The following is a 23,321-nucleotide window of genomic DNA, read 5'->3' as shown; positions in this document are numbered from 1 at the left end:
GTCAGCCCCCTTTCTTCAGGAACGCCAGCAGGTCGACCGTCTTGATGCGCTCGATCAGCTGCAGCGTGACCGTGATCACGAGCGCGGCCGCGAAGAATCCCGCTACGCCAGTGGAACGGATCGGCGTCGCGTTGACGATTTCCGGCGCGGCGAGGTAGCCCATCACGAGCGAAATCAGCAGGTACGCGGCGCGCTTCAGGACGCCGAGATCCTTCGAGGTGACGACCACGAGCGCCGCGCCCGTGAATGCCCCGATCAGGGCGTTGCCGTCGATACCCGGTGCGAGGCCTGCGAGCCCGATCGCAGCTGACACGGCTGCAGCGGTGGTGGTGTTCGGTTCGGCCATGCGTTCGGCTCCTGGGGTCAGTCAAACAGTTGCAACAAGGGGGCCGTGCTCGGCACGGTGTCGAGGTCGGGCAGATAAACGACCGTTCCGATCGGCAGCACGGCGCCGAGATCTGCTAGGCCCGCATTCGCTTCGAGCACCGCCTCGACCGTGGCGTCGGTGCGGCCGTAGTAACGCCAGCAGATCGCGTCGACCGTATCGCCCTGGAGTGCAGTCACGTTCATCAGATCAGCTCGACGGTAGTGCGGCGGATGCCGCGAATGTCGGCAAGCGCGATGCGGACATTGCGCCGCGCTTCGCAGATCGTTTCTTCGAGCGCTTCTGCCGCCTGGCCGCCCGATTTCGTCGAGTCGTAGCCGCGATACTGCTCGGTGAGGTCCGCGCGCACGAGGTTGAAAATCGCGCGGCGGTAACGAATGACGTGCGTGCTCTGGCCGCCGAGCTTCGGCGCCGGCACGCTCGCGAGGTCGGAATGGCCGGCGGCAACCTGCGAGACCTGCCACGAGCCCAGCTCGGCGTTGCAGCTCGCCATCGCATCGAGCGCGGCCGCGCGCAGGCGCGTGTCGGTCACGGTGCCGTCAAGGCGCGTTTCCTCGCGCAGTTCGGCGAGCTCGATATCGGGAAACCATCCGTCGTTTTCGAGCGTGGTCGGCGGCGCCGGCGCGGTGCCGCTGGTCGTGTCTGCAGTGGCGAGAAAGCTGCTCATGTCCGGGGCGTTGAAGAGGTGGCGGTGGACCGGCGTTCGAATCCCGTTGCCGTCAGGTGTTGGGAGTGAACGCCGGTGCCGCCATTGCCGGGGGGCTCTTTACACGCAGGCGGCCGATCGGCGGCCGTCCGCTTCGCCCAACATCTTTTCCAGTCGGGCGATGGTCTGTTTCACGCCGGCACGGGCATCGAGCCGCAGCGACGTTTGAAGGTTCTGGACGGCCTGCGCGGCGCGCGCCCGGTCGCGGGCGTCGTCGAGCTGGTCGTCGCTGATCCGCTGCATCGAGGCCAGGCCGAGCGCCTTGTGCAGCTTGGCGCGGATCGGGTCGTGCATGTCGGCCGCTTCCGTGAGCTCGCGCACTTCGTTGAGCTGGTCGGCGTCAAACGTGCCGCCGTCGCGCAGCGCCGCGAGCGCGGCGTCGGCGAATTCTTCGGCGATCGCGGCGGCCGCCGAGCGCTCATAGTGGTCGGGCAGCGTCAGGCCGTGGCGCAGCGCGTAACGCGCGATTTCCAGCGCGCCGGCGTAGTCGCCCGCGTCGATGCGCCAGATCAGCACGGTCATCAGCACATCGTCCTGACCGCCCCGCCCGCCTTCGAGCGTGCCGGCCACGTAGTCGGCATATTCGGGCAGCACTTCGCGCTTGACTTCGACCTTGCGCGCGACAGACTGCACGGCTTTCAGGCGCCGCCGGTCGGCGGTGAGCTTCACGAGCATCAGCTCATAGTGGCTCGCGCCGGCGGGCAGTTTGCCGGGCTCCGTGCGGGCCGCATCCTTCGCGGCCCGTACCTGCTCGTAATGGCGGCGTGCGGGGCTCGTCATGCTCAGGCCGCGATTGCGATGTTTTCGACCACGCAGCCCGAGCCGAAGTCTTCGACCACGTAGGCGTCGTTGGACGATTCGTAGTTTTCGATCCGGTCGCGCTTCGGGTTGTCCTCCACGGCGCGGCGGCGACCGCCCTCCTGCCAGTAAATCGACAGGTGGTCGAGGCGCTGGATCATGAGTGCGTTCGCCGGGAAGTACGGCACTGACACGGCCGGCAGGCCGCCGATGCGCTTCTGGCTCACGATCATGTCGGCCGCCATCTGCTCGGTCGGCGCCTGCTGCGTGTTGAGGATCGGGAAATACTTGTCGTGCAGCAGCCCACGGCCGCAGATCACGACGAGGCCCGTATCATCGCGATACCACGGCTCGACGAGACTCGACAGCGCGTCGTACACGAGCGCATCGAGCGTTTTGTAATCGCCGCCGGCGCCGACCGTCACCTTGCCCGTGCCCTTCGCCACTTCCTTGAGCACGCGCTCGGCGGCCTGCTCCCGGTACTTCTGCAGCCAGCCCTTGTTCACGTCCTGCAGCAGCGGATTCGCGTTGCGGTCCGAGCTCGGCGCGCGGCTCGTGCCGTTGAAGCCGATACAGATGCGGTCGAGCGCCTGACGCTTCACGATCGCATCACGAATGCGCGTCTGGAAGTCGGGAAACTTCGCCCACGCGTCGAGCTTCGCGTACGTGAGGTGTGTGTCGAAATTCGTCTGCGTGCAGAAATAGCCGTTCGGGTCGAGGTCGCTGGCGTCGACGGTCGTGCGGTCCTTCGTGCTCGTGTCGGTGGTACTCGCGATCGGCGAGCCCACGCCGAGGCCAAGTTTCTGGCCCTGCTGCTCGGCCACGCCGATCACGTTGATCTTGCCGAGGAATTCACTCGACTCGGTGATGCGGTTTTCGAGGGTCTGCTGCACGCTCGGGTCGACCGCGAATTTCGCGGCCGCATTCTCGATGCCGTTGAGCTGCGCGATCGCGCTCAGGTAGGCGTTGAAGGCGTGCCGGGTTTCGTTGCGCATGGGTGGATTCTCCGGGATGTTGGGGTCGGTGGCCGGTTAGCAGTCGGTCTTGATGCCAGCGTTCTGGCCGGTCACGGCGGGACGCTGCGCACCGCTGCCCTGTTGCGAGAGCGTCACCTTGAGCTCGGCGAACGCCGTGTCGGCCGCTTCGCGGGCTTTCTTTTCTGCGGCGAGCTCGGTGCGCACCGCGTCGAGCTGCGAGGCGAAATCGGCGACGCGTTCGGCCTGATCGCGGCCGTGGTTCGCGAGCGCTTCGACCGCCTGCGCCACATCGGCGAATCGCGTGTCGTCTGCGGCGCCCTTCTTCTTCGCGAGGCCGAGGGCTTCGGTCACTTTCGCAAACAGGGAGGCGACGCCAGCGCCGGGCTCGGTGGCCGGCTCGAACTCGATCACGGTTTCGGCGGCCGCACTGAACAGGTTGTCGGGGCCGAGCTTGCGCGCAGCGAGCGGGCTGGCTTCGCCCTTCGCAACCTGCCCGGCCGAAAACGCCAGCATGTCGGTGCCGAGGCTCGCGGGGCTGTCGGTCACGGCAAGGCCTACGAGATAGGCCTGTTTCGAATCCGCGAACGAGGGGTCGACTTCGATCGACGTGAACACCTTCTGCCGCGCCTTGGTCATCGCCACGAGCGAGGGCGTCGGTGAAATCTGGGCGTACAGACCGACCTTGCCCGAGAACTCGCCCGACTCGTCGCGCGCGTCGAGCGCGAGAACGTCGCCGTACGCGTTGAACGGGCCATCGGGCAGCACGCCGCGAATGTGTTCGAGGTTCACACGGGCGCCGTACAGCGTCGGGCTGTAGTTCTTCGCCATCTGTGCGATCCAGTCGCGCGAGATGCTGCGGCCGTCCGTCGTCGCACCTTCAACGGCGACGCGGAACCACTTCGACGTGCTCGCGTGATTCGTGTTGCCCGGTTGACCGTTCATTTAGTTTGGACTCCATCTGTTTGGATCGTGTAACCGAATGTTGCCGGGATGAAAGCGAGTGGGCAATCAGGCGCCTCAGTGGATGGGCCGGGCACAAACGGCAACGCTGCGCACGCGCGCGCGTGACCGTTACGCTCTCGTCATGCCTGAAACAACGAACATTCCTGTATCCACGCCTGATCCCAAAAAGGCGGCACGCGCCCTCTACTGGCAGGGGTGGCGCGTGTCGTCTATCGCACGCCATCTCGAACTGAAACGCTCCACGGTCGAGACGTGGAAGCAACGCGACGGTTGGGACAAGACGGCGCCAGTCGACACGATCGAGCTCACGACCGAGATGCGCGTCAATGCGCTGATCGCGAAGGAGAAGAAAGATTCGGGCGATTACAAGGAAATCGACCTGCTGATGCGCCAGCTCGAACGCATCGCGCGCGTGCGCAAATACGGCGAGACGGGCAAGGAATCGGACCTGAATCCGAACATCCAGGCGCGCAACGCGGCGCCGAAGAAGAAGGCCACACGTAACGCGTTCAGCGACGAGCAGGTCGAGAAGATCAACGACGCGTTTCGTGAATCGCTGTTCGACTACCAGAAGGTGTGGTTTCGAAGTGGCGAGCAGCGAACGCGCAACATCCTCAAGTCGCGGCAGATCGGCGCGACCTGGTATTTCGCGCGCGAGGCGCTGGTCGACGCGCTCAACACCGGCCGCAACCAGATTTTCCTGTCGGCCAGCAAGGCACAGGCGCACGTATTCAAGCAGTACATCACGCAGTTTGCGCGCGAGGCCGCCGACGTTGACCTGAGTGGCGATCCGATCGTGTTACCGAACGAGGCGATTCTCTACTTTCTCGGCACGAACGCGCGCACGGCGCAGAGTTATCACGGCAACTTCTACTTCGACGAATATTTCTGGGTGCCGAAATTCACGGCGCTCAACAAGGTCGCGTCAGGCATGGCGATGCACAAGCACTGGCGCAAGACCTACTTCTCGACGCCATCGAGCATCGGGCACGAGGCCTATAAATTCTGGAGCGGTGAGCACATCAACCGCGGCCGCGCGAAAGCCGATCACGTTCACTTCGATGTCACGCACGAGGCACTGGCGCGCGGCCGGCTCTGCGAGGATCGGCAATGGCGCCAGATTGTCACGGTCGAGGACGCGGCGCGCGCGGGCTGCACGCTGTTCGATCTTGGCGAGCTGCGGCTCGAATACAGCGCCGAGGAATACGCGAACCTGCTCATGTGCCAGTTTATCGACGACACGGCGTCGATCTTTACGCTGGCAAACCTGCAGCGCTGCATGGTCGATTCGTGGGAAGTGTGGGAAGACTTCGAGCCGCTGCTCGCGCGGCCGTTCGGCTATCGGCCGGTATGGGTGGGCTACGACCCGGCACTTTCGGGGGATTCCGCCGGCTGCGTGGTGGTCGCGCCGCCCGTGGTTGAGGGCGGCCCGTTGCGCGTGCTGGAAAAGCACCAGTTTCGCGGGATGGATTTCGAGGCGCAGGCGCGCAGCATCGAGGAAATCACGAAGCGCTACCAAGTCGCCTACATGGCGATCGACACGACGGGTATCGGCCAGGGCGTCTATCAGCTCACGAAGCAGTTCTATCCGCGCGTCGTCGCGTTCAACTACTCCCCCGAAGTGAAAGGCCGGCTTGTGCTCAAAGGCCTGTCTGTCGTCGGCAATGCCCGGCTGCAGTTTGATGCCGGCTGGACCGACATGGCGGCCGCCTTCATGGCGATCAAAAAGACGGTGACGGCAAGCGGCCGTCAGGTCACGTACGAGGCTGGCCGCAACGAGGAAACAGGACACGCCGACCTGGCGTGGGCGGTCCTGCACGCAATTTCAAACGAGCCGCTCGAAGGCATGGCGGCCCGCAATTCTGGATTTATGGAGATTTCCGCATGAGGGCGAAACACAAGTACCGCGCGCAGCTCACGCGCGCCGTCGAACCGGCCGCCGCGGCATCACGCGCGCCGAAGGCAACGGCATTCACATTCGGCGATCCGATGCCGGTGATGAGCCGCGCCGACCTGCTCGACTACTCCGAGCTCGTCGAGGTCAACGGCTGGTACGAGCCGCCGGTGAGCTGGACGGGGCTCGCGAAGTCGTTCCGCGCCGGCACGCATCACGCGTCGGCGCTCTACTTCAAGCGCAACGTGCTGGCGTCGACGTTCATTCCGCACCCCCTGCTCTCGCGCGACACGTTCCGCCGCTGGGCGCTTGATTTCCTCATGTTCGGCAATGGATACATCGAGCGGCAGGCGAACCGGCTCGGCGGGACGCTGAAATTCGAGGCGGTGCCGGCGAAGTACACGAGGCGCCGTGTCGACCTGACGAGCTACGTGCAAACGGACGGCTGGCAGGCGGTTCACGAATTCGACGCGGGCGCCGTGCATCACCTGATCGAGCCTGATGTAAATCAGGAGGTCTACGGCCTGCCCGAATATCTTGGCGCCTTGCACGCGGCCTGGTTGAATGAGTCGTCGACGCTCTTTCGTCGGCGTTACTACGAGAACGGGAGTCACGCCGGCTTCATCCTGTACCTGACCGACCCGGCACAGAATCAGGATGACGTGGATTCGTTGCGCGATGCGCTGAAGAACGCGAAGGGACCGGGAAATTTCCGCAATCTGTTCTACTACGCGCCGAACGGCAAGAAAGACGGCCTGCAGCTCATTCCGGTGTCGGAAGTGGCCGCAAAGGACGAGTTTTTCAACATCAAGAACATCACTCGCGACGACCTGCTCGCGGCGCATCGCGTGCCGCCGCAGTTGCTCGGCATAGTGCCGAGCAATACGGGGGGGTTCGGTGCGGCCGACACCGCGGCGAAGGTCTTTGGGCGTAATGAAATTGCGCCTCTGCAGGCCCAATTCACAGCGATTAACGACTGGTTTGGTGACGAGATCGTCAAATTTCTACCATACGAGATCGACTGATGCGGTACAAATAGAGCGTACACCCCTCACAGAAGACGTGAAAAATCTCCGCGATAGGCGACTCACAAGCCTTCAAGTTTCGTGATCCAGTCGTTGAATCGTGGGCATTTGGCTCGCATCCGCGGTAGTCCTATCTGCAGTGCGACAAGCGTCCCATATAGAGGTTTTGACCGCTCATAAGTCGGCCATCTCGCTATCAGACGCTTCGACGGAGCGGTCAGTGGGGAGTTATTAAGAAGCTCGGGATTTGCGACTGCTGCAAGTTCCGCTTGCCAGCCCAGAGCAATCGTCAATAGTGGTGTACGGGCGGGACGGCATGATCAGGCGGCCAGCGCTTGAGGAGCCGGTGTGCTTTCAATCACCGGGTTTCCGTCTTTGAACGGAACGCCCTTCAGAAGCTGATCAATTTTCTCGGCGCTGCGAATCTTCCTCCAGGTCTGCCCGGCCGCTTCAATCAGCTTGAACGCCATCGCCAGGAAGGTCGCGCGCGACAGACAGTTGCGCGTGCGGCTCGTGCGATGGCGTACCGTCGCAAACGTCGATTCGATCGGATTCGTGGTCCGCACATGCTGCCAGTGCTCCGCAGGGACATCGTAGAACGTGAGCAGTGCGTCTCGATCCTTCGTGAGCTTCTCGACAGCCTTCGGGTACTTGGCCGCGTACACGTCGACGAACTGATTGAACGCAACAATCGCATCGGCGCGCGTCGCGGCATTCCAGATCTCTGCGAGCGCCGCCTTGGCCTTGCCGTGCTGCGATTTGGGCATCGCGTTGAGGATATTTCCGACCTTATGAAACCAGCAGCGCTGATGTCGCGTTTGCGGGAACACCTCATCGAGTGCCGCCCATAGTCCCATCGCGCCGTCACCAACCGCGAGCAGTGGCGGCGCCTGCAGGCCGCGCGCTTTCAGATCGAGCAGCAGTTCAATCCACGACTGTTTCGACTCGCGGTAACCGTCGCTGAGCGCAACGCGCTCCTTGCCGCCGTCCGGTTTCACGCCGATGATCACGAGCAGGCACTGCCCGTCCGAATCCTCTGTGCGGGCTTGAGTATGGATGCCGTCGGCCCACCAGTAGACCCAGCGCGAGGCGGACAGGTCGCGCTTGTTCCACTTCTCGTACTCTTCTGACCATGCGGCCTTCAGGCGGCTCACGACGCTCGCTGACAGCCCTTTAGCCTGCTCGCCGAGCAGCTCGGACAGTGCGTCGCCCATGTCGCCGGTTGAGACGCCTCGCAGGTACAGCCACGGCAGCGACGATGACACGCGCGGCGACTTGCGCACATAGGGCGGCACGATCGTCGAATTGAACTTGATGCCGGAGCTCGAGCGGTCGCGAACCTTCGGTACCTTGACCGGCACCGGGCCTACCGCCGTGACGATCTCGCGCTCTGGCAGGTAGCCGTTGCGCACGACCGCGCGCCGGCCGTCCATCGTCTTCACATTCGAATATTGCTCGAGCATCGCCGCCAGTTCCGCCTCGATTGCCTGCTGGATGATCCGCCGCGCCCCTTGCTGGATCAGATCGTCCAGGCCGGGTGCGCCCTCAAATTGCGGTTCTGCTGTTTGACTGCTGCTCGTTTCCTGCGTATGTTTCGCCATGGTGGTGGAGTTCGATTGAGGAAGTGTTACCGTGGAAAGCAACATTCTCCATCAATCGCCACCGCCTTCTCCTGCCTCCTCCCTACGCCGCATACACCACTTCCGACGATAACTCGCCAGCCCACAATATGGGCTGGATCGACATCGCAGTACGCAAATGCGTCAAGATCGCTAAACAGAAGGGCTTCGAATTCGTGCAATTGCAAATAAGGTAAAAAATTCTGCTTCGCAACTGAATTCTTTAGCGTATTTTCTAATAGTGCAACTTGATTTACCGCATTCCCTGCATTATTCCACGCATTTACCCCCGGATAATTTGCCGGCAGTCCATAGACGTCAAACATTGTAGTAACAACGGCTGTCTGGTCCTCCAAGCACCAACGACTAACTTGATCACAGATCTTTACGTAGCTGACCGCACCACCTTTGTGGTATTTGCTAGTCCGGACTACCCGCGCTGTCGCCCATACGCTAAAGCCTGCCAGATGAGGGACTAAAAGATCCCGCACAAACGATTCCTCAGTTTGCCCTTCAACGAGGATGTTAACGCGTGTGTTGTTACCCGCCATCAGCGAGGCCTCCCACCGAAGACGTTTTGCTTCCACAATTCACCGAGTGAATATTCCTCAAGCCAAGTAGCCAGCGTCGACACGTTTGGTCGCGTGAAGGTAGATTGCCCATCTACTCGGTCAACAACAATTACATCCTCGGGGTCAAACTGATTCAGCAACTCGACTGATTGTGTAGAGACGATTAGTTGGTGATCTCTATCAACACATTGACGCATTAATGCCGCGAGTAGTTCAATTGCATACGGGTGTAGACCAAGCTCAGGCTCGTCGACCAAGATGGTGGCCGGCATCAACTCGTCTGGCTGCAAGAGCACCGTAGCAAGACAGATGAAGCGCAGTGTGCCGTCGGACAAATGATGCGCGAGAAATGGGAAATCACTTCCCTTCTCCTGCCACTCTAGTTGGATAGAGGTCTGGTCGAGAGGGTTCGGGCGAAGCATGAACCGCGAAAAGAATGGCGCAACAAGTCGAACTGTATCAACTATTCGCTGATAGTGTGCTGGAAACGTTTCGCTAAGCCTATATAAATAGGCAGCCAAATTTGCACCGTCCGGGCGCAATCGGGCATTGTCGTTGATCGCCCACGACTGTTTCATCGGAGCTGAATCGCTGGTATCGTGAAAATGATAGACGATCCAGCTCGTAATCGCCGGCACGATGTATTCTGCCATCGTGCCATATCGGCCGCTTGTCGAGGCTGTTTCTGTATGCCCGGCCCCAAGCGTATAAAATTTATTTGTGTAGTTCCAATAAAACTCTTCTTTTGAGAACACGAAGCGGTTATCTTGCGTCGGCTGTAGTTCCAGCCTATATCCGTTGTTCGCAAAACGCAGGTCAGCGGCGAGCGCATGCGTACGCTTCCGACCGTAATGCAAGAGGCTGTCAGGGCCGCCGGCCTTTGCAACGTACAAGTTCAGTTCTCCGGCCATCAATCGAGCAAGCAGCCGGAAGAAGCCGATAAAGTTGCTCTTACCGGCACCGTTCGCACCGATTAGCACATTCAGCTTGCCGAGCGACAAACCGTCCAACTTCCGGATCGATTTGTACCCCTCGATGCTGAGTCTATCGATTGCTGTCATAGTCAGTCTGTTAAATTTTGCTCTCGGCCCGCAGTGGGCACCGGAAGCGTTGCGATCCCATTTGAGTATTGTCACATATAAATGCACTGTTCAGACCACCCATCCAAGTGGACTGTCTGCACTTGTATGCCTGATGGCATGCCGTCAAGCATCGGAATATGTGACGCGAGGTTGATCGCGGATCACTCGCCATTACGCATGCGCCTGCGCACACGGCCTGGTGTCTCGCCCGGATAAAGCAGCCCCTTTTGGCGTGTCGTTGGGGGGGCGGTCAGGCACGGTTCAGCGTCCATTTCCTTCTCGAACAGTTCCCAAACGCCGGCCAGCGCATATGACGAGCCTACTTTCGGCCCGATCATGCGGCGGATCTGGTCTGCTCGCATGATTGTCGCTCGCAGACGATGAATCTCCCACAGCAGCCGCAACACCTGTGGGGTCGGCTGGCTGTCGTAAATCTCCGCAAGTTCGGCTGCCGTGAGCGGCGGCCGGTGTCGGTGCCCGTTCCCCATCTCCTCAGTCCAAACACTGTATATATATACAGTATAGCCAGTGGTGCTCCATGTGCCGGCCTTTTTCGGTCGACATTTGGTTCAGCCGCCGATTCGCGGGCATAGGATGCAACTAGATCGAAATCGAAGCTAATTGCCCGAGCTCCGCTCCCGACTGGCTTTCATTGTTGCGAAAATTAACCTATTTTTTGCATCAGGACGCGTTAACTGCCAACCTGCGCGTGCGCCACGAAACCTCCGCTGCTGCCGGGCTCCCGCCAGATGGCGCAAGCATCAAAATTGGCCATCTTTGAAGCGCTCAGGCGGGGCGGGGGACCGCGCTTCTTTCGTCGCGTGCTGTGCGTCAGCCTTGTAGGTCACCACCGTAAATTGCTTTCACTTTCTCCTTTGGAAAGATCCACACCTTATGGCTCTTTGTGTCGTACAGAAAGCAAAAATTCGGCGTCGTCTGCAATAACCTAAGCTGATCGGCTCGAATCAGTAATTTGACGCTGTCGTCGAGCTCTACCCGATCGGCATCACCTTTAAAAAAACTTCCGTTCCTGACAGCAATTGCGTTCATTTGAGCTTTAGCATAAATGCTTGCAGAAAAATAAATGACATATAGAGCAACAAAGAGCATGATGAATGGGCGCTTGAAATAAGCATCACACCACCCCGGCACGTACAATAGCGCCAGATTCCACGTAAAAATCGGCAGCACGTCGAATGGAAAGTGGCGACTAGTAAGCCATTCAATGATCAACAAAATTGTAGTGAGTGCAAAGGAAAACCACAAAAAATAGCGATCAGTCTTTAACCTTACTTGTTGCGTCATTTTATTTGACTGCGTGTAGCGCATTGCTCCAAAAAACATCGCTACCACATTAATTCCCATGGATAATGCAGCTGGAGATATTGTGCCTATACTGGAAGATAAATAATCAGAAATGGATAGATATCGAGTTATATCTATTCCCAGTCCTTTAAAGAAAATTACCTGATAGAAGAAACCTCCTGTCACCAAACTGACTGAAATCAAGGTGATTGTTTGTGCAATATCCGAGCCTGTTACATCAACTTTTGGAGCCTTCCTTACTTCGATCGCCTTTCTGGCGCTTCTAGCAATTGTTCGGGCATACCACCACAACTTAAGGATTGACCATATGTTAATAGATTTATTTTTCCCCGCCCGATTCACTGAAAAATCTGGCTGAGACGCCAAGCTGATAAGATGATCGGCCTCAAGGAGTGCGACATTTCTGGAATTCAATAATCTTTTAATAACCTTGTTTTCTGAAAGTTGCGCAACAAGCGGCTCAACTTCACTCGATTGCTCATCAGTCGGTGAGACGCCGCAAATTACCTGCGTGGCGCACCGAATTACTTCGTCAGTTTTCGGATCATCCGAGAAATCTAAATCAGGAAATCTCTCAAATCGAATTGTGCGACCGATCGCATTAAAGCTTGTTTGCGAAACAAGATTCAATAATGTAATTTTCGCGGAAATTGAAATTCCTCGCCAAAATGTTTTTTTAAATAAAATCATGCCTATTATTACCCTCGACCGTTGCGCGATAATATTGTGGAAGATGTTTTTTGATAAATTGCGGCGCATTTTCTCCTGACTGCCTGACCAAAGCCCCCGGTTTCCGCGGGCTCCCTCGTCTGCGATATATTCTCACGACCAAGCTGTCGTTAGGTGAACCGCCAACGTCGTTCGTGCAGGTTGGCCCTTCCACGAGATGAGGCCGGTCTGCTGAAACTGTTCAATCTTAAGTCGGGCTGGTTTCTGGACTACCGCTCGCCGATCGTTCGAGAGGTTCATGCGATGTGCGCGGCGCATATCGCGCATCGCTGACGACGGGCCGTCGCTACGATCAACCGCCCTCCTCCTGTTCAATGAGCCGCACCATCGCAAGACTGATCGCCGCCGCGCGTGTGAGCCCCAGACGGTCTGCGAGAGCGTCGAACCGCTTGAGTAGCTGCGAATCGATACCAGGACTAATCACCTGCTTTCGGCGCCGTTCTGCCGGCTGCGGCCGATCGTGGCCCGCGTCCGGTGCCCGCGCGATGAAATCGTCAATGCCCGCCGTGCGTTCTGCGCCTGACGGCCGTTTCGTAATCGCCATATTCCTGCCCCTTCAATATTGATTCGATATCGTTTTGATATCGAATCGATGCCTGTTCGATCGCTAGTCGATATCTAGATGCCGAACACGGCGGCCGTGAGCCGGTCGATTTCCGCGCAGGCTACCGTATCCCGTCGAGGCATTTCTTCGACGTGCAGGCCGGCACCGCTCGCGTTCGCGAAGGCCTTGCGGCGGCCGAGACGGAACGGAAGCAGCTCAACCTGTGAAAACTCCGCGATCGCGGCGGCCGCGTCGCGATTGTCGGACCCGTTGGCGTCGGCTGCATTCAAGAATGCGAAGGCCCGCAGGTCGTGAACGGCGCGTGCCTCGTCGACGAGCTGCACCATGTCCTGCATGGCCCACACGTCGAACGTACGGGGCAGGCACGGAATCACGACGGCATCGCAGACCGTAAGCGCGGCGCGTAGCGCGCTCGAATCTCGCCCGCCGGCATCGATCACCACGAAATCATAGGCGTCACGCTGTTGGAGCACCTGGGCACGCAGCGTGGCGCCGTTGGCATAAGCCGACGCGGCAATCGGCGGCCGTCCGCTTTCTGCACGCATGGTAATCGCGGTGACGCTGGTTTCCTGCCGATCACCATCAACGAGCCACACGCGCGCACCTTCGCGTGCCAGCCCGATTGCGAACTGCAGCGAGCTCGTCGACTTACCCGTGCCGCCCTTCGAATTTGCCACCACAACGGTTTTCATAATGCTCCCCCGAGCAGGATTGAAACGCATGGCCGATATCACGTCGATATCGATCTAATTGCTTTGAAGCCGGGCCGCTACTCGCCGAATTGAAGTGCGACTGTTTCACGCCGCTCGCGGCGTGGGATAGGCGTTTCCGGCGGAAACATTTCGATTCGTGTGCGGTACGTGTGGCCGCACGTCACGTCATCGCACTGGAAGTCGAGCAGCCACGACACGGGCGACTCCTTTTCGATCGACCTGGCGATGCCGCGCGCGCCGCAGTGCGGGCATTTGATGGTGAACCTCATGCCGCCCTCGCGAGCGCCGCCGTCGTGCGCGCGTTGAAGCCGCCGCGAAGCATCGGCGAGGGCCGCACTTCGAGGGCGACGTCGGCGCGCGGCTTTGCGGACGCGGACAGCGAGAACAGGATTTCGAAGCCCGCCGGCGTGCGATAGCCGCAGTCCTCGCAAACGAAGTACATGCGCCGCATGGTGTCGGACAGGCCTTCCGTGTGCCGCGCGTCGATATCGCCGCCGCAGCAAGGACAATCAATTTTCATGGTCGTCATTCCGGTCTCCGGTCAGTACGAATTGCGCCGCCCCCGGCGAAACTCAGGACCGCGCCGTCGAAATCTGCATTGAGCGGCGCGGCCGTGTGGTGATCAAATTCCGGCTCTGTGGCCGGTCGCGTACAGTTATTCACACAGGTCCGAGGCGCACGCTGCGCGCGCTCCAAACCCAAACCACTCGCCCGCGAGCCGGCGCGCACAACTTCCCACTGGTAGCGCTTCGAGTCGACCGTGACGGTCCGCGGCAACACGTCGATCCAGTTGCCGATCGCATCGCGCACCTTCGCGACTTCGAAGTACTCGACGCCGACCGGCTTCGCGGCGGATTCCTCGCCGTAGGCCGTGCGCGAGCCATCGCGGAACGTCGCGAGCCGTACGCGGTAGTTGCGGCCGCAATGCACGCCGCCCTGGGCGTTGACGTAGTGATCCCAGGCGACGGACGCGTTATCCCGCCCTTCGAGACTTGCGACGCGGTTCACGGCGTTGTGCGCGGCACGAACGTGCGCCGGCGCATCGGCGGGTACCGATTCGACGCGCCGCAGCTCGCGCCATACAGTGACTGGTGCCCCGCCGATTTGCTGGAACTGGCGAATGCGCCAGCGCGAGGCCCACGCTTCCACGCGCGCCGACGTTTCGAGTGCGTCGTTTCCGATCAGATCTTTGTCGAGCTTGTAGCCGTCGATATTCTTCGCGACGTACTTCGCGATATAGGCGGCGGCCGTGCCAAGCTCGGCGTCCATGCGCTTGAAGTCGCAGCGCTTCTCCTGCGCGCCCGCCTCGTCGCCGTCCATTTCGAGCGCGTAGCGGCGCACGATCGACTCGACGGTCGAATCGTGCTGCGGCGAATAGAACACGAGCAGATGCCAGTGCGGCGTGCCGTCGTGCTGCGGCTCGGCAATACGGAACCCGTAGAGTGCAATGTCACGGCGCGCGAGCGCGGCGCGGATACGCGCCCACACGCCACGCAGATACGCCTGTGCCTCGTCGGGCTTCGTGCCGTCGTGGCGCGGGTTGCGAATCGCCCGTGTGCCGACCATCTTGAAGGCGTGCATTTTCGACGGGCATGTGATCGTCAGGAACAGGCCCGCGTGCGCCGAGGCGATCGCGATGCGCTCGAAACCGGCGATGCGTGTCATGAGCTCAGCGCGACGGATTGCCTTGTTGGCCGGCCCCTTTGCGGAGAGCTCGGCCAGCGTGAATTCCTGATCGGTATCGAGGTTGTGCGCAATCGTGCTTTCGAGCATCTGCGCGTTGCGGGCGTTCTGTGCTTCGCGCGCGGCAAGCCCTTCGTTAGACACGTACGCGTCGCGTGAGCGGTTCACCAGGCCGAAATCGATCGCGGCCGCTTCGACTGCGCGAGCGTGTGCGCGCCGCATCCGCATCGTCCACCATCGCGGCGCGATCATGCGGCGCACGGCGCCCTCGTCCGTTATGCGGCCCGTGGCCGGCAGCACGCCGCGCGAGTCGCAGAAGTCGGCGAGGAGCGCACGCGCCTCCAGCACTTCCACGTCGGCGAGCTCAAGCGCCGAGACGCCGGCGGCCCGCGTGGCACAGCGCCCCGCTTCCTGCCACGCCTCAAGCGTGAGCAGACGCACGCGCGCCTGTTCGGCACATGCCTGCGCATGTGCGATTACGTCGTGGTCCTGGGAGTCGAGCGGCAGCTCGTCGCTTACCGCATGGCCGATCAAGCTCGCAACGGTATCGCGCAATGCGACGTTGGCGGCCCGCTGCGCGTCGTTCTCCGCCGTAACTTTCTTCGGGTTGAACGATGCGCGGCGGCGATCCCATTCGTGCATCATGTTGGCCTGCCAGCGACGCGGGAACGGGGCAACGAGCCCGGCGGCCCAGACGTCGTTTGTGCCATGCATTACGCGTAGCCCCGCACGACTCGGCTGATTGCTGCCCAATAGGCGTCAGGTGTCACCCTCAGACCGCGCGACGCCGTGCTCTGCCCTGCTTCGTCCGCCGCTTTCGTGGTGGTGAGTATGGATTTGATGCGGGCGAGCTCCGCGTCGCCTCGTGCAGTCGCGCGAATGTGCGCGACGCTCGGTGCGGCGTGCTGCTTGAAAGACAGGTGCATATCGCCCGCGTAGCCAATATCGCCATCTTCGACACGAGACCAGACTTCACCGAAAGCGGTTGACGCACGCATAGCCGTCACGCCCCGAGCCAGTAGAAAAATCGGTCGAGCGCGCGAGCGAGGCGAGATGGGCGGCGGTAGAACGGGCCTTCGATGGTGAATCCGCCTAGCGATGCCGGGTGGACCGGCGTGACGGACTTCAAAGAGGAACTGCGGCAAGCCCGACTCGAAAATCGTTGCGACCCCGTGAGAGCTGTAACGGATTGTTGCTGCGAAATCTGCATTTTGCGTTCCCCTGCTCAACCCCAAGAGCGATGTTTTCGAAAAACATCGCCCCGGCGGCCGGGTAGCAAATCCAGCACTGGCGGGGTTGAGGGCCAGTTGCCGGGGCGACGACCGGATCATAGTTGATGTTACTCGCACTAGTCAAACTTACTCGTACGTACGAGATTTTCGGACGTTGCAGCCGGTCGAGCGTTCGACTAACCTTGACGGCGGGTTGACTTGATTTGTAAGGGGTTTTTAATGAGAACCACGATTGAATGGCTCGACGCAGCCAAAGTGCGTCTTGATCTCCCCTCCGACTACGCGGCAGCGAAAGCGCTCGGCGTAACTCGCTCTACGATCAGCGGGTACCGGACGGGGCGTTCTGTTTTTGACGAAAAGACCTGCATTCGGGTCGCCGAAATTCTTGGGATCGATCCGCTCGAAGTGATCGCTTCTGCGCGCGTTGAAAGCGCGAAAGATGCCGAAACGCGTGGCGTTTGGATGCACGCCCTGGAAATTTTTTCCAAGGGTTTTCGGTTGCTGGCGCTACCCGCTAACGCTTGTGGGACTTGGCTCCCACAGGTGTAACGCCAGCTAAAGTTAGCTTTCGGGACGATTACTTATTATGTTATGTAAAATAAAGTGAATCCATCTACATCGCCGCGACCTGGAGATTGCAGACCATGACCGCTCAAGCCCCGCAAATTCCCTATCCCGCTCGCACGCAATCCTTGCCGAGCCAGCACGATTTTCCGACCACCGTGTCACGCTTGATCGAAACGCTGAAGTCGCGCGGATTAACCCTGTTCGCGGATATCGATCAACGTGCGGCAGCCGAGAGCGCCGGAACTACGTTGAGACCAACACGGCTTTTTCTTTTCGGCAATCCCAAGGGCGGCACGCCGGTCATGGAGGCCAATCCCCACGCCGCGGTGGAATTGCCGTTGCGTGCCGTGATCTGGGAAGACGAGCGCGGCACGACGCATATCGATTACGCGGACATCGGCGAGATCCTGTTGCGGGACTACGAGCTGCCGCAGAGCGTGGTTGCGCCGCTATCCGGCGTGCGCATGCTTTTGCAGGGGGTGGCCGGCGGGCAATGACCCCTGCACCATTCGCGTTTCAGCAATAGTGAAATCGCGCGGCGCCGTATTCAGTTCCCGGCGGGACCTCTCTAGACTGCAGTGCATCGTGGTTGATGCCACGTTTTCCACCCAGTCCAGGAACTGCCTAATGAAACTGTATTACACGCCGCTATCGGGCCATGCACATCGCGCGCAACTGTTTCTCTCGCTGCTTGGCGTCGAGCACGAGCTGGTTTCGCTCGACCTTCGGGCCGGAGAGCACAAGACGCCGGCGTTCCTTCAGATCAATAGCTTCGGTCAGGTGCCGGTGCTCGTCGATGGCGAGACGGTGATCCCCGATTCGAACGCGATCCTGGTTTATCTCGCGAAGAAGTATCAGCGGACCGACTGGCTGCCGGAAACGCCCGCCGGCGCCGCGGCGGTGCAACGCTGGCTGTCCGTGGCGGCGGGTCAGGTTGCGTATGGCCTCTGCGCCGCGCGTCTCGTCACGCTCGTCGGCGCTCCGTTCAATGCCGACGAGGCGATCGCCCGCGCGCACGCCATTCTGAAGCTGATCGACGCCGAACTCGACGGCCGCGAATGGATCGCGGCGCCCCATCCCACCCTCGCAGACGTGGCGTTGTACAGCTATATCGCGAATGCGCCGGAAGGCAACGTCGATCTTGGCGACTACTCGCGCGTCGCGGCATGGCTCGCTCGCGTGGAGTCCCTGCCCCGCTTCGTGCCGTTCGTCCAGACTCCGATCGGCTTGCGAGCCTGACCGCGGAGCCTGCCTCGCACCGCTTCGAGGACGCTCGATCATGAACACCGCCGCCTCACCGTCCCCCGTTGCCTCTGGCACAACCGCCTCGTCGCTGTGGCATGCCGGCGAGCTGGCGATGCAACAGGCGGCGGGCGTGGCGGAGCGGATGGAGGCGGTCGGCCGCCGCAATGTGCGCGATCATCTGATCGACCAGCATCGGCGGTTCTATCCGCAGTTGCCGTTCGCGGTGCTAGGCGCCGTGGACGCGAACGGCGACGTATGGGCGACGGTGCGCGCGAACCGGCCGGGCTTCCTGGGCGCCCCCGACGCGTACCGCCTGCACGTCGAACTGAGCCGCGATCCCGCCGATCCCGCCGATGCCGGGATGAACGATGGCGATTCGATGGCCCTGCTCGGCATCGAATTGCCGACACGGCGCCGCAACCGCCTCAACGGCACCGTGCAGCGCGCGACGGACGGCGGCGCGATGGGGTTCGATCTGCGGGTCGAGCAAAGTTACGGCAACTGCCCGCAGTACATCACCCGGCGCGACTTCAGCTTCGTACGCGATCCTTCGGCACCCGGCGCCATCGCGCCGGTTGTCGGCAGCGAACTCGATGAACGCGCACGTCATCTCATCTCCCGCGCCGATTCGTTTTTTGTCGCCTCGTATGTCGATCGCGAGGATGGCCGCCGCCAGGTCGACGTATCGCATCGCGGCGGCAAGCCGGGATTCGTGCGAGTGGACGAGCACGGCGTCTTCACGATACCCGACTTCGCCGGCAATCTTTTCTTCAATACGCTCGGCAATTTCGTCGTGAATCCGCGCGCCGGTCTGGTGTTTGTCGACTACGCAACGGGAGACCTGCTGCAGCTCACCGGCCACGCCGAGGTCGTGCTCGACAGCCCGGAAATCGCGGCTTTTCAGGGCGCGGAGCGGTTGTGGCGCTTTACGCCTCGACGCGTCGTCTACCGTGCCGAGGCGTTGCCGTTGCGCTGGACCGTGCAGGACGATGGCGCCTCGCCGAACGCACTGTTGACCGGCAACTGGACCAAAGCCGCGGAGCGTATGAAGGCGAATGCGCTCGCGAACGCCTGGCGGCCGTTCAAGGTGGCACGCATTGCCGACGAAAGCAGCTCGATTCGTTCGTTCTACCTGGAACCTGCCGACGATGCGGGCCTCGTGCGTCATCAGGCGGGACAGCATTTGCCCATACGTGTGATCTTGCCGGGCGAGGCGAAGCCGACGCTGCGGACGTACACGCTTTCGGTGGCGCCATCGGACGGCGTGTACCGGATCAGTGTGAAGCGCGAGGGACGGGTATCGCGCCATCTTCACGACACGCTGAAGCCAGGTATCCGGATCGAAGCACGCGCGCCCGCAGGCAACTTCACGATCGATGCGCACGCGACCCGGCCTGCGGTGCTGCTCGCCGCCGGGGTGGGCGTCACGCCCATGCTCGCGATGCTGCGGCACCTCGTCTACGAGGGGCTGCGCACGCGCGGCATCCGGCCGACGTGGTTCCTCTACGCGGCAAGGACGAAAGCGGAGCGCGCATTCGACGACGAGTTGCGCGCGCTGGTCCACGAAGCGGGCGGCGCCGTGAAGCTCGTCAACGTGCTCAGCGACCCGGCCGGCGCGACGTCGGCCATCGATTATCAGGCGATCGGACACATCGATATGCCGATGCTGAGCGAGGTGCTCCCGTTCAACGATTACGACTTCTACCTGTGCGGGCCGGCTGGATTCATGCAGTCGCTCTACGATGGCCTGCGCGGACTGAACGTCGCCGATTCGAGAATCCACGCCGAGGCCTTCGGTCCCGCCGCGCTCAAGCGCACGCCCGAGGCGTCGGCACCGGCCGCGCCGCAGCGGCAGCCCGCGGCGCAGGCGGTTCCGGTTCGCTTTGCCCGCGCGGCGAAGGATGCGCGCTGGACACCGGAGGCGGGCGGCACGCTGCTCGATCTTGCCGAGGCGAGCGGTCTTGCCCCGGAATTCAGTTGCCGCGGCGGCAACTGCGGGACGTGCCGCACACGCATCCTCGAAGGCGCGGTCGCCTATCCGGATCAGCAGCCGTCGGCATCCGCAGGCGAGCACGAGGCCTTGATTTGCTGCGCGGTGCCGGCGGCGAATCCGGACGGCGGCCCCTCCTCGCTTGTCCTCGATCTGTGACGCCCCGCGGCCGCCCGCGCACCCGCGTAATCGCGGCGGTTCCCGCCTTGAGCGCCCCTCCCCGATCAGGTTCGACGTCACCCGACTGTATACTGCGGCCATCCGATACTGAGCGTCTGCCGGGAGGCAGGCCACCCTTCCCTATGGACCGTCTGCAGGCCATGACCGCGTTTCTTTCCGTGGTCGACACCGGGGGTTTTGCCTCGGCGGCGCGCAAGCTTCAGGTGTCGCCGTCCGTCGTTACGCGCATGGTGAGCGAACTCGAGGACGATCTCGGCGTGCGCTTGCTCACGCGCACCACGCGCATCGTCCGCGTCACCGACGCCGGGGCCGGCTACGCGGACAGTTGCCGCCGCATCCTCGGCGATCTGGAAGAGGCCAATCTTGCCGTCGCCGGTGCACAGCAGCTGCCGCGCGGACTGTTGACCCTGACTGCTTCGGTGCTGTTCGGCAGGATCTACGTGACGCCCATCGTCCTGGACTATCTGCGTAGGTACGACGAGGTCGACGTGCGCTCGTGGTTTCTCGACCGCGTCGTCAATATGCTCGACGAGGGTATCGACGTCGCTGTGCGGATCGGGCAACTCGCCGATTCGTCGATGCAGGCAATACGCGTGGGCAGCGTGCGGCGCGTGGTTTGCGCATCGCCCGAATATCTGACCCGGCACGGTGCGCCGCAGACACCAGGCGAACTCGGCGAACATGTGCTGATCTCGGCGGGGGGAGCCTCGTCGCTGTCCGAATGGCGCTTCGGGTCCGGCTCGCAACGCGTTGGCTCGCAGTTGCGCGCGCGGCTCTCGACTACGACCAACGATTCGGCGATAGCCTCTGCCGTCGACGGGTTCGGCCTGACGCAAGTGCTGTCATACCAGATCGCGCAACAGCTCGACTCGGGGCAGCTGCGGATCATACTGGCCGATCACGAGCCGCCACCGTTGCCAATTCACCTGCTGCACCGCGAAGGCCGCCACCCCACGCGCAAGGTCCGCGCATTTCTCGATCTGGCGACCGAGCGCCTGCGCGCCAATGCTTCATTGAACCGCTAGCCGGCGTGCGGGCTCAAAAGCCTTGAACCGTGCCTGTCGAATGCGCGACGAGCAGCACGACACCAAGAATGCCGCCGGCAATGACTGCCGCGAGCCCAACGGCCACGACCGGCAGCAGGCTGAACTTCACGTTCGCGAAGTCGGCTTCGTGCGACGCACGCTTGCGCACGCCGAAGAAGCTCCACAAGACAATACGCACGAGACGAAAGAATTCCATCGTTTTCTCCATTTCGCCCGACCCCAGGGCACTCTGCCCGGCCATCGAGGCGAAAATGCCCCGGCACATGTGCACCGGGGCGAAGCGCTTGCCGCGCTACAGGCATGGAGCCGCAAGCTCTGCGGGTTTAGGGTGATGATCCGGGCACTCGCGCAGTAATCCCGGCGCATCCCGGGAGAACAGACCCGGACTTCGATGCGCACTGGACGCCATGTTGCGCGCCGCGGCCGCCACCGTATAGCAGCAGACGGCGAGAAAATCGCCGCAGCAGATTGCTTCCCAAGCCCGGCAAGACGTACGAAAATTGAGCCGGAACGCGCGGTATGGAATCGACCACCCTGCATCGAAAGAGAACGAATGACCCGCTACGAACGCCTCGCCAAAAGCATGGCTGCCGAGATTCGCTCGGGCAATCTCGCGCCCGGCTCGCGCATGCCGTCGCTGCGCCAGCTCATTGCCCAGCACGGCGTCAGCCAGTCGACCGTGACGCGCGCTTACTATCTGCTGGAGCAATGGGGCCTCGTGCGCGCAGCGGAGCGGTCGGGCTATTTCGTCAACCCGCCGGCCACAGCCGGCAAAACGGCAACGCGCAGCACGACAGGCGAATCCGCCACCGTCGATATCAGCGAGCTCGTTTTCTCGGTGCTCGATGCCGCCAAGCGGCCGGGCATCGTGCCGCTTGGCTCGGCCTTCCCTTCCCCCCTGCTCTTTCCGCTGGCGCGTCTCGCGAAGTCATTGGGCCAGGCGGCGCGCAGCGTCAGTCCGTGGAGCACGGTCGTCGACCTGCCGCCCGGCAACGAAAACCTGCGGCGCCAGATCGTGCTGCGTTATCTGCGCGTCGGCATCTCGCAGCCGGCCGAAGACATCGTCGTCACCAATGGGGCGCTCGAAGCGCTGAATCTCTGCCTGATGGCGGTGACGCAGCCGGGCGACATCGTCGCGGTCGAGTCGCCGGGCTTCTATGGCGCGCTGCAGGCCATCGAGCGCCTGGGCTTGCGCGCGGTCGAGATTCCCGTGGATACCGTGACCGGACTCGATCTCGATGCGCTGGCCGAGGCACTCGCCAGGCATCCGGTCCGCGCCTGCTGGTTCATGACGAATTTCCAGAACCCGACCGGGGTCACGCTCAGCGCCGCGAAGAAACAGGCGCTCGTCGACCTGCTGGTGCAACACGACGTCCCGCTCATCGAAGACGACGTCTACGGCGAACTGCACGACTCGCCCAGCTATCCGCCGCCGGCCAAGGCGTTCGACTGTCACGGTCTCGTCATGCACTGCAGCTCGTTTTCGAAGACGCTCGCGCCCGGCTACCGTATCGGCTGGGCAAGCGCCGGGCGCTTCGCCGCGCGCGTGCAGCGCCTCAAGCTGATGACGACGCTTTCGGCTAGCATCCCCGTTCAGGCCGGCATCGCGGACTATCTGGAGCACGGCGGCTACGAGCGCCATCTGAAGAAGATCCGCCTTGCGATGCAGAGCCACCGCGAGGCCATGTCCCAGGCCATCCGGCGCTGGCTGCCCGCCGGCACGGAGCAGACGGCCCCGGAAGGCGGCTATTTCCTCTGGCTCACGTTTCCCGAGGCCATCGACGCCATGGCATTGCACCGCCTCGCTATCGAGCACGGTATCAGCGTCGCACCAGGCCCCATGTTCTCCGCTGCGCACGCGTTCGAAAACTGCATTCGCCTCAATTACGGCCACCCCTGGTCGCCGCGCATCGAAGAGGCCATCCGCACGCTGGGGACTCTGCTCGTCGATCCCCAGGTACGCGCCCCTAGCTGAAGCTAACCGGGCGCCACGGAGCACCGCTGCCCGCATCATCTGCTGCGCT

Annotated in this window: 27 protein-coding genes; 8 read left to right on the top strand and 19 right to left on the bottom strand. The window is 61.9% G+C overall.

Annotated elements, in window-relative coordinates; all coding sequences use genetic code 11:
• Position 1: 1 nt before the first annotated feature.
• The 6 genes from WJ542_RS29315 to WJ542_RS29290 all read right to left on the bottom strand — a co-directional run bounded on the left by WJ542_RS29315 (position 2) and on the right by WJ542_RS29290 (position 3,808).
• The gene (locus tag WJ542_RS29315; RefSeq protein ID WP_411193051.1) at positions 2-346 is read right to left on the bottom strand and encodes a putative holin; all 345 of its coding nucleotides are present in this window, start codon (positions 344-346) and stop codon (positions 2-4) included.
• Between the two features lie 17 nt (positions 347-363).
• On the bottom strand, positions 364-570 hold the full coding sequence (locus WJ542_RS29310) for a tail protein X (protein ID WP_411193050.1): 207 nt from the start codon (positions 568-570) through the stop codon (positions 364-366).
• A complete protein-coding gene (locus tag WJ542_RS29305) occupies positions 570-1,052 on the bottom strand; it encodes a head completion/stabilization protein (protein WP_411193049.1) in 483 nt (160 codons plus the stop codon). Before WJ542_RS29305 ends, WJ542_RS29310 begins: the two co-directional genes overlap by 1 nt.
• 99 nt (positions 1,053-1,151) lie before the next feature.
• Positions 1,152-1,877: a phage terminase small subunit gene (gene gpM, locus WJ542_RS29300; RefSeq protein WP_411193543.1), complete on the bottom strand. Its 726-nt coding sequence runs from the start codon at positions 1,875-1,877 to the stop codon at positions 1,152-1,154.
• Positions 1,874-2,884 carry a phage major capsid protein, P2 family gene (locus WJ542_RS29295; RefSeq protein WP_411193048.1) on the bottom strand — a complete coding sequence of 337 codons (1,011 nt, stop codon included), beginning with the start codon at positions 2,882-2,884 and terminating at the stop codon, positions 1,874-1,876. The genes gpM and WJ542_RS29295 overlap by 4 nt, the downstream gene beginning before the upstream one ends.
• Before the next feature lie 36 nt (positions 2,885-2,920).
• A complete protein-coding gene (locus tag WJ542_RS29290; protein WP_411193047.1) occupies positions 2,921-3,808 on the bottom strand; it encodes a GPO family capsid scaffolding protein in 888 nt (295 codons plus the stop codon).
• A 142-nt stretch (positions 3,809-3,950) separates the two neighbouring features.
• On the opposite strand from WJ542_RS29290, the gene WJ542_RS29285 reads away from it, so the two are divergent.
• Positions 3,951-5,717, top strand: coding sequence for a terminase ATPase subunit family protein (locus WJ542_RS29285; protein ID WP_411193046.1), 1,767 nt, complete (start codon positions 3,951-3,953; stop codon positions 5,715-5,717).
• On the top strand, positions 5,714-6,748 hold the full coding sequence (locus tag WJ542_RS29280) for a phage portal protein (protein WP_411193045.1): 1,035 nt from the start codon (positions 5,714-5,716) through the stop codon (positions 6,746-6,748). Before WJ542_RS29285 ends, WJ542_RS29280 begins: the two co-directional genes overlap by 4 nt.
• Before the next feature lie 62 nt (positions 6,749-6,810).
• On the opposite strand, the gene WJ542_RS29275 is transcribed toward WJ542_RS29280, so the two are convergent.
• The 12 genes from WJ542_RS29275 to WJ542_RS29220 form a co-directional block, all read right to left on the bottom strand.
• Entirely contained in the window at positions 6,811-7,041 is a 231-nt protein-coding gene (locus tag WJ542_RS29275) for a DUF4276 family protein (protein ID WP_411193044.1), read from the bottom strand.
• Positions 7,042-7,068: 27 nt separating this feature from the next.
• Positions 7,069-8,349, bottom strand: coding sequence for an IS256 family transposase (locus tag WJ542_RS29270; protein ID WP_411188333.1), 1,281 nt, complete (start codon positions 8,347-8,349; stop codon positions 7,069-7,071).
• A gap of 26 nt (positions 8,350-8,375) precedes the next feature.
• Entirely contained in the window at positions 8,376-8,918 is a 543-nt protein-coding gene (locus WJ542_RS29265) for a DUF4276 family protein (protein WP_411193043.1), read from the bottom strand.
• Positions 8,918-10,000 (bottom strand): AAA family ATPase, encoded by a 1,083-nt coding sequence (locus WJ542_RS29260; protein ID WP_411193042.1) that lies wholly within the window; start codon positions 9,998-10,000, stop codon positions 8,918-8,920. The genes WJ542_RS29265 and WJ542_RS29260 overlap by 1 nt, the downstream gene beginning before the upstream one ends.
• Before the next feature lie 182 nt (positions 10,001-10,182).
• Positions 10,183-10,509 carry a hypothetical protein gene (locus tag WJ542_RS29255; protein ID WP_411193041.1) on the bottom strand — a complete coding sequence of 109 codons (327 nt, stop codon included), beginning with the start codon at positions 10,507-10,509 and terminating at the stop codon, positions 10,183-10,185.
• Positions 10,510-10,852: 343 nt separating this feature from the next.
• Positions 10,853-12,106, bottom strand: coding sequence for a hypothetical protein (locus tag WJ542_RS29250; RefSeq protein ID WP_411193040.1), 1,254 nt, complete (start codon positions 12,104-12,106; stop codon positions 10,853-10,855).
• 262 nt (positions 12,107-12,368) lie between these two features.
• Positions 12,369-12,620 (bottom strand): hypothetical protein, encoded by a 252-nt coding sequence (locus WJ542_RS29245; protein WP_411193039.1) that lies wholly within the window; start codon positions 12,618-12,620, stop codon positions 12,369-12,371.
• Positions 12,621-12,694: 74 nt separating this feature from the next.
• Positions 12,695-13,363 carry an AAA family ATPase gene (locus tag WJ542_RS29240; RefSeq protein ID WP_411193038.1) on the bottom strand — a complete coding sequence of 223 codons (669 nt, stop codon included), beginning with the start codon at positions 13,361-13,363 and terminating at the stop codon, positions 12,695-12,697.
• Between the two features lie 47 nt (positions 13,364-13,410).
• Positions 13,411-13,623: an ogr/Delta-like zinc finger family protein gene (locus WJ542_RS29235; protein ID WP_411193037.1), complete on the bottom strand. Its 213-nt coding sequence runs from the start codon at positions 13,621-13,623 to the stop codon at positions 13,411-13,413.
• Positions 13,620-13,883: an ogr/Delta-like zinc finger family protein gene (locus tag WJ542_RS29230; protein WP_411193036.1), complete on the bottom strand. Its 264-nt coding sequence runs from the start codon at positions 13,881-13,883 to the stop codon at positions 13,620-13,622. Before WJ542_RS29230 ends, WJ542_RS29235 begins: the two co-directional genes overlap by 4 nt.
• Positions 13,880-15,751 (bottom strand): replication endonuclease, encoded by a 1,872-nt coding sequence (locus WJ542_RS29225; RefSeq protein ID WP_411193035.1) that lies wholly within the window; start codon positions 15,749-15,751, stop codon positions 13,880-13,882. The genes WJ542_RS29230 and WJ542_RS29225 overlap by 4 nt, the downstream gene beginning before the upstream one ends.
• On the bottom strand, positions 15,751-16,035 hold the full coding sequence (locus WJ542_RS29220) for a hypothetical protein (protein WP_411193034.1): 285 nt from the start codon (positions 16,033-16,035) through the stop codon (positions 15,751-15,753). Before WJ542_RS29220 ends, WJ542_RS29225 begins: the two co-directional genes overlap by 1 nt.
• Before the next feature lie 453 nt (positions 16,036-16,488).
• Here WJ542_RS29220 and WJ542_RS29215 point away from each other — a divergent pair, with 453 nt between their 5' ends.
• The 5 genes from WJ542_RS29215 (at position 16,489) to WJ542_RS29195 (ending at position 21,276) form a co-directional block, all read left to right on the top strand.
• Complete coding sequence (locus WJ542_RS29215) at positions 16,489-16,818, top strand: helix-turn-helix domain-containing protein (RefSeq protein ID WP_411193033.1); 330 nt, start codon at positions 16,489-16,491, stop codon at positions 16,816-16,818.
• A 95-nt stretch (positions 16,819-16,913) separates the two neighbouring features.
• Positions 16,914-17,333 carry a DUF302 domain-containing protein gene (locus WJ542_RS29210; RefSeq protein WP_411193032.1) on the top strand — a complete coding sequence of 140 codons (420 nt, stop codon included), beginning with the start codon at positions 16,914-16,916 and terminating at the stop codon, positions 17,331-17,333.
• A gap of 130 nt (positions 17,334-17,463) precedes the next feature.
• Positions 17,464-18,075 carry a glutathione S-transferase family protein gene (locus WJ542_RS29205; RefSeq protein WP_411193031.1) on the top strand — a complete coding sequence of 204 codons (612 nt, stop codon included), beginning with the start codon at positions 17,464-17,466 and terminating at the stop codon, positions 18,073-18,075.
• Positions 18,076-18,115: 40 nt separating this feature from the next.
• Complete coding sequence (locus WJ542_RS29200; RefSeq protein WP_411193030.1) at positions 18,116-20,230, top strand: 2Fe-2S iron-sulfur cluster-binding protein; 2,115 nt, start codon at positions 18,116-18,118, stop codon at positions 20,228-20,230.
• Positions 20,231-20,373: 143 nt separating this feature from the next.
• A complete protein-coding gene (locus WJ542_RS29195; protein WP_411193029.1) occupies positions 20,374-21,276 on the top strand; it encodes a LysR family transcriptional regulator in 903 nt (300 codons plus the stop codon).
• A gap of 13 nt (positions 21,277-21,289) precedes the next feature.
• Here WJ542_RS29195 and WJ542_RS29190 read toward each other — a convergent pair whose 3' ends face one another.
• Positions 21,290-21,493: a DUF2970 domain-containing protein gene (locus tag WJ542_RS29190; protein WP_411193028.1), complete on the bottom strand. Its 204-nt coding sequence runs from the start codon at positions 21,491-21,493 to the stop codon at positions 21,290-21,292.
• A 357-nt stretch (positions 21,494-21,850) separates the two neighbouring features.
• Here WJ542_RS29190 and WJ542_RS29185 point away from each other — a divergent pair, with 357 nt between their 5' ends.
• The gene (locus WJ542_RS29185) at positions 21,851-23,272 is read left to right on the top strand and encodes an aminotransferase-like domain-containing protein (RefSeq protein ID WP_411193027.1); all 1,422 of its coding nucleotides are present in this window, start codon (positions 21,851-21,853) and stop codon (positions 23,270-23,272) included.
• Positions 23,273-23,321: the final 49 nt, after the last annotated feature.

This window comes from Paraburkholderia yinzeri, from assembly GCF_046581065.1.
Lineage (GTDB): Bacteria > Pseudomonadota > Gammaproteobacteria > Burkholderiales > Burkholderiaceae > Paraburkholderia.
This window is presented reverse-complemented; position numbering and strand designations above follow the sequence as displayed.

What these genes read in the sequence shown, in the direction of transcription:
- WJ542_RS29315 (WP_411193051.1), bottom strand. Translation starts at nt 346, where the DNA reads ATGGCCGAACCGAACACCACCACCGCTGCAGCCGTGTCAGCTGCGATC.
- WJ542_RS29310 (WP_411193050.1), bottom strand. Translation starts at nt 570, where the DNA reads ATGAACGTGACTGCACTCCAGGGCGATACGGTCGACGCGATCTGCTGG.
- WJ542_RS29305 (WP_411193049.1), bottom strand. Translation starts at nt 1,052, where the DNA reads ATGAGCAGCTTTCTCGCCACTGCAGACACGACCAGCGGCACCGCGCCG.
- WJ542_RS29295 (WP_411193048.1), bottom strand. Translation starts at nt 2,884, where the DNA reads ATGCGCAACGAAACCCGGCACGCCTTCAACGCCTACCTGAGCGCGATC.
- WJ542_RS29290 (WP_411193047.1), bottom strand. Translation starts at nt 3,808, where the DNA reads ATGAACGGTCAACCGGGCAACACGAATCACGCGAGCACGTCGAAGTGG.
- WJ542_RS29285 (WP_411193046.1), top strand. Translation starts at nt 3,951, where the DNA reads ATGCCTGAAACAACGAACATTCCTGTATCCACGCCTGATCCCAAAAAG.
- WJ542_RS29280 (WP_411193045.1), top strand. Translation starts at nt 5,714, where the DNA reads ATGAGGGCGAAACACAAGTACCGCGCGCAGCTCACGCGCGCCGTCGAA.
- WJ542_RS29270 (WP_411188333.1), bottom strand. Translation starts at nt 8,349, where the DNA reads ATGGCGAAACATACGCAGGAAACGAGCAGCAGTCAAACAGCAGAACCG.
- WJ542_RS29265 (WP_411193043.1), bottom strand. Translation starts at nt 8,918, where the DNA reads ATGGCGGGTAACAACACACGCGTTAACATCCTCGTTGAAGGGCAAACT.
- WJ542_RS29260 (WP_411193042.1), bottom strand. Translation starts at nt 10,000, where the DNA reads ATGACAGCAATCGATAGACTCAGCATCGAGGGGTACAAATCGATCCGG.
- WJ542_RS29255 (WP_411193041.1), bottom strand. Translation starts at nt 10,509, where the DNA reads ATGGGGAACGGGCACCGACACCGGCCGCCGCTCACGGCAGCCGAACTT.
- WJ542_RS29250 (WP_411193040.1), bottom strand. Translation starts at nt 12,106, where the DNA reads ATGCGCCGCAATTTATCAAAAAACATCTTCCACAATATTATCGCGCAA.
- WJ542_RS29245 (WP_411193039.1), bottom strand. Translation starts at nt 12,620, where the DNA reads ATGGCGATTACGAAACGGCCGTCAGGCGCAGAACGCACGGCGGGCATT.
- WJ542_RS29240 (WP_411193038.1), bottom strand. Translation starts at nt 13,363, where the DNA reads ATGCGTTTCAATCCTGCTCGGGGGAGCATTATGAAAACCGTTGTGGTG.
- WJ542_RS29235 (WP_411193037.1), bottom strand. Translation starts at nt 13,623, where the DNA reads ATGAGGTTCACCATCAAATGCCCGCACTGCGGCGCGCGCGGCATCGCC.
- WJ542_RS29230 (WP_411193036.1), bottom strand. Translation starts at nt 13,883, where the DNA reads ATGACGACCATGAAAATTGATTGTCCTTGCTGCGGCGGCGATATCGAC.
- WJ542_RS29225 (WP_411193035.1), bottom strand. Translation starts at nt 15,751, where the DNA reads ATGCATGGCACAAACGACGTCTGGGCCGCCGGGCTCGTTGCCCCGTTC.
- WJ542_RS29220 (WP_411193034.1), bottom strand. Translation starts at nt 16,035, where the DNA reads ATGCGTGCGTCAACCGCTTTCGGTGAAGTCTGGTCTCGTGTCGAAGAT.
- WJ542_RS29215 (WP_411193033.1), top strand. Translation starts at nt 16,489, where the DNA reads ATGAGAACCACGATTGAATGGCTCGACGCAGCCAAAGTGCGTCTTGAT.
- WJ542_RS29210 (WP_411193032.1), top strand. Translation starts at nt 16,914, where the DNA reads ATGACCGCTCAAGCCCCGCAAATTCCCTATCCCGCTCGCACGCAATCC.
- WJ542_RS29205 (WP_411193031.1), top strand. Translation starts at nt 17,464, where the DNA reads ATGAAACTGTATTACACGCCGCTATCGGGCCATGCACATCGCGCGCAA.
- WJ542_RS29200 (WP_411193030.1), top strand. Translation starts at nt 18,116, where the DNA reads ATGAACACCGCCGCCTCACCGTCCCCCGTTGCCTCTGGCACAACCGCC.
- WJ542_RS29195 (WP_411193029.1), top strand. Translation starts at nt 20,374, where the DNA reads ATGGACCGTCTGCAGGCCATGACCGCGTTTCTTTCCGTGGTCGACACC.
- WJ542_RS29190 (WP_411193028.1), bottom strand. Translation starts at nt 21,493, where the DNA reads ATGGAATTCTTTCGTCTCGTGCGTATTGTCTTGTGGAGCTTCTTCGGC.
- WJ542_RS29185 (WP_411193027.1), top strand. Translation starts at nt 21,851, where the DNA reads ATGACCCGCTACGAACGCCTCGCCAAAAGCATGGCTGCCGAGATTCGC.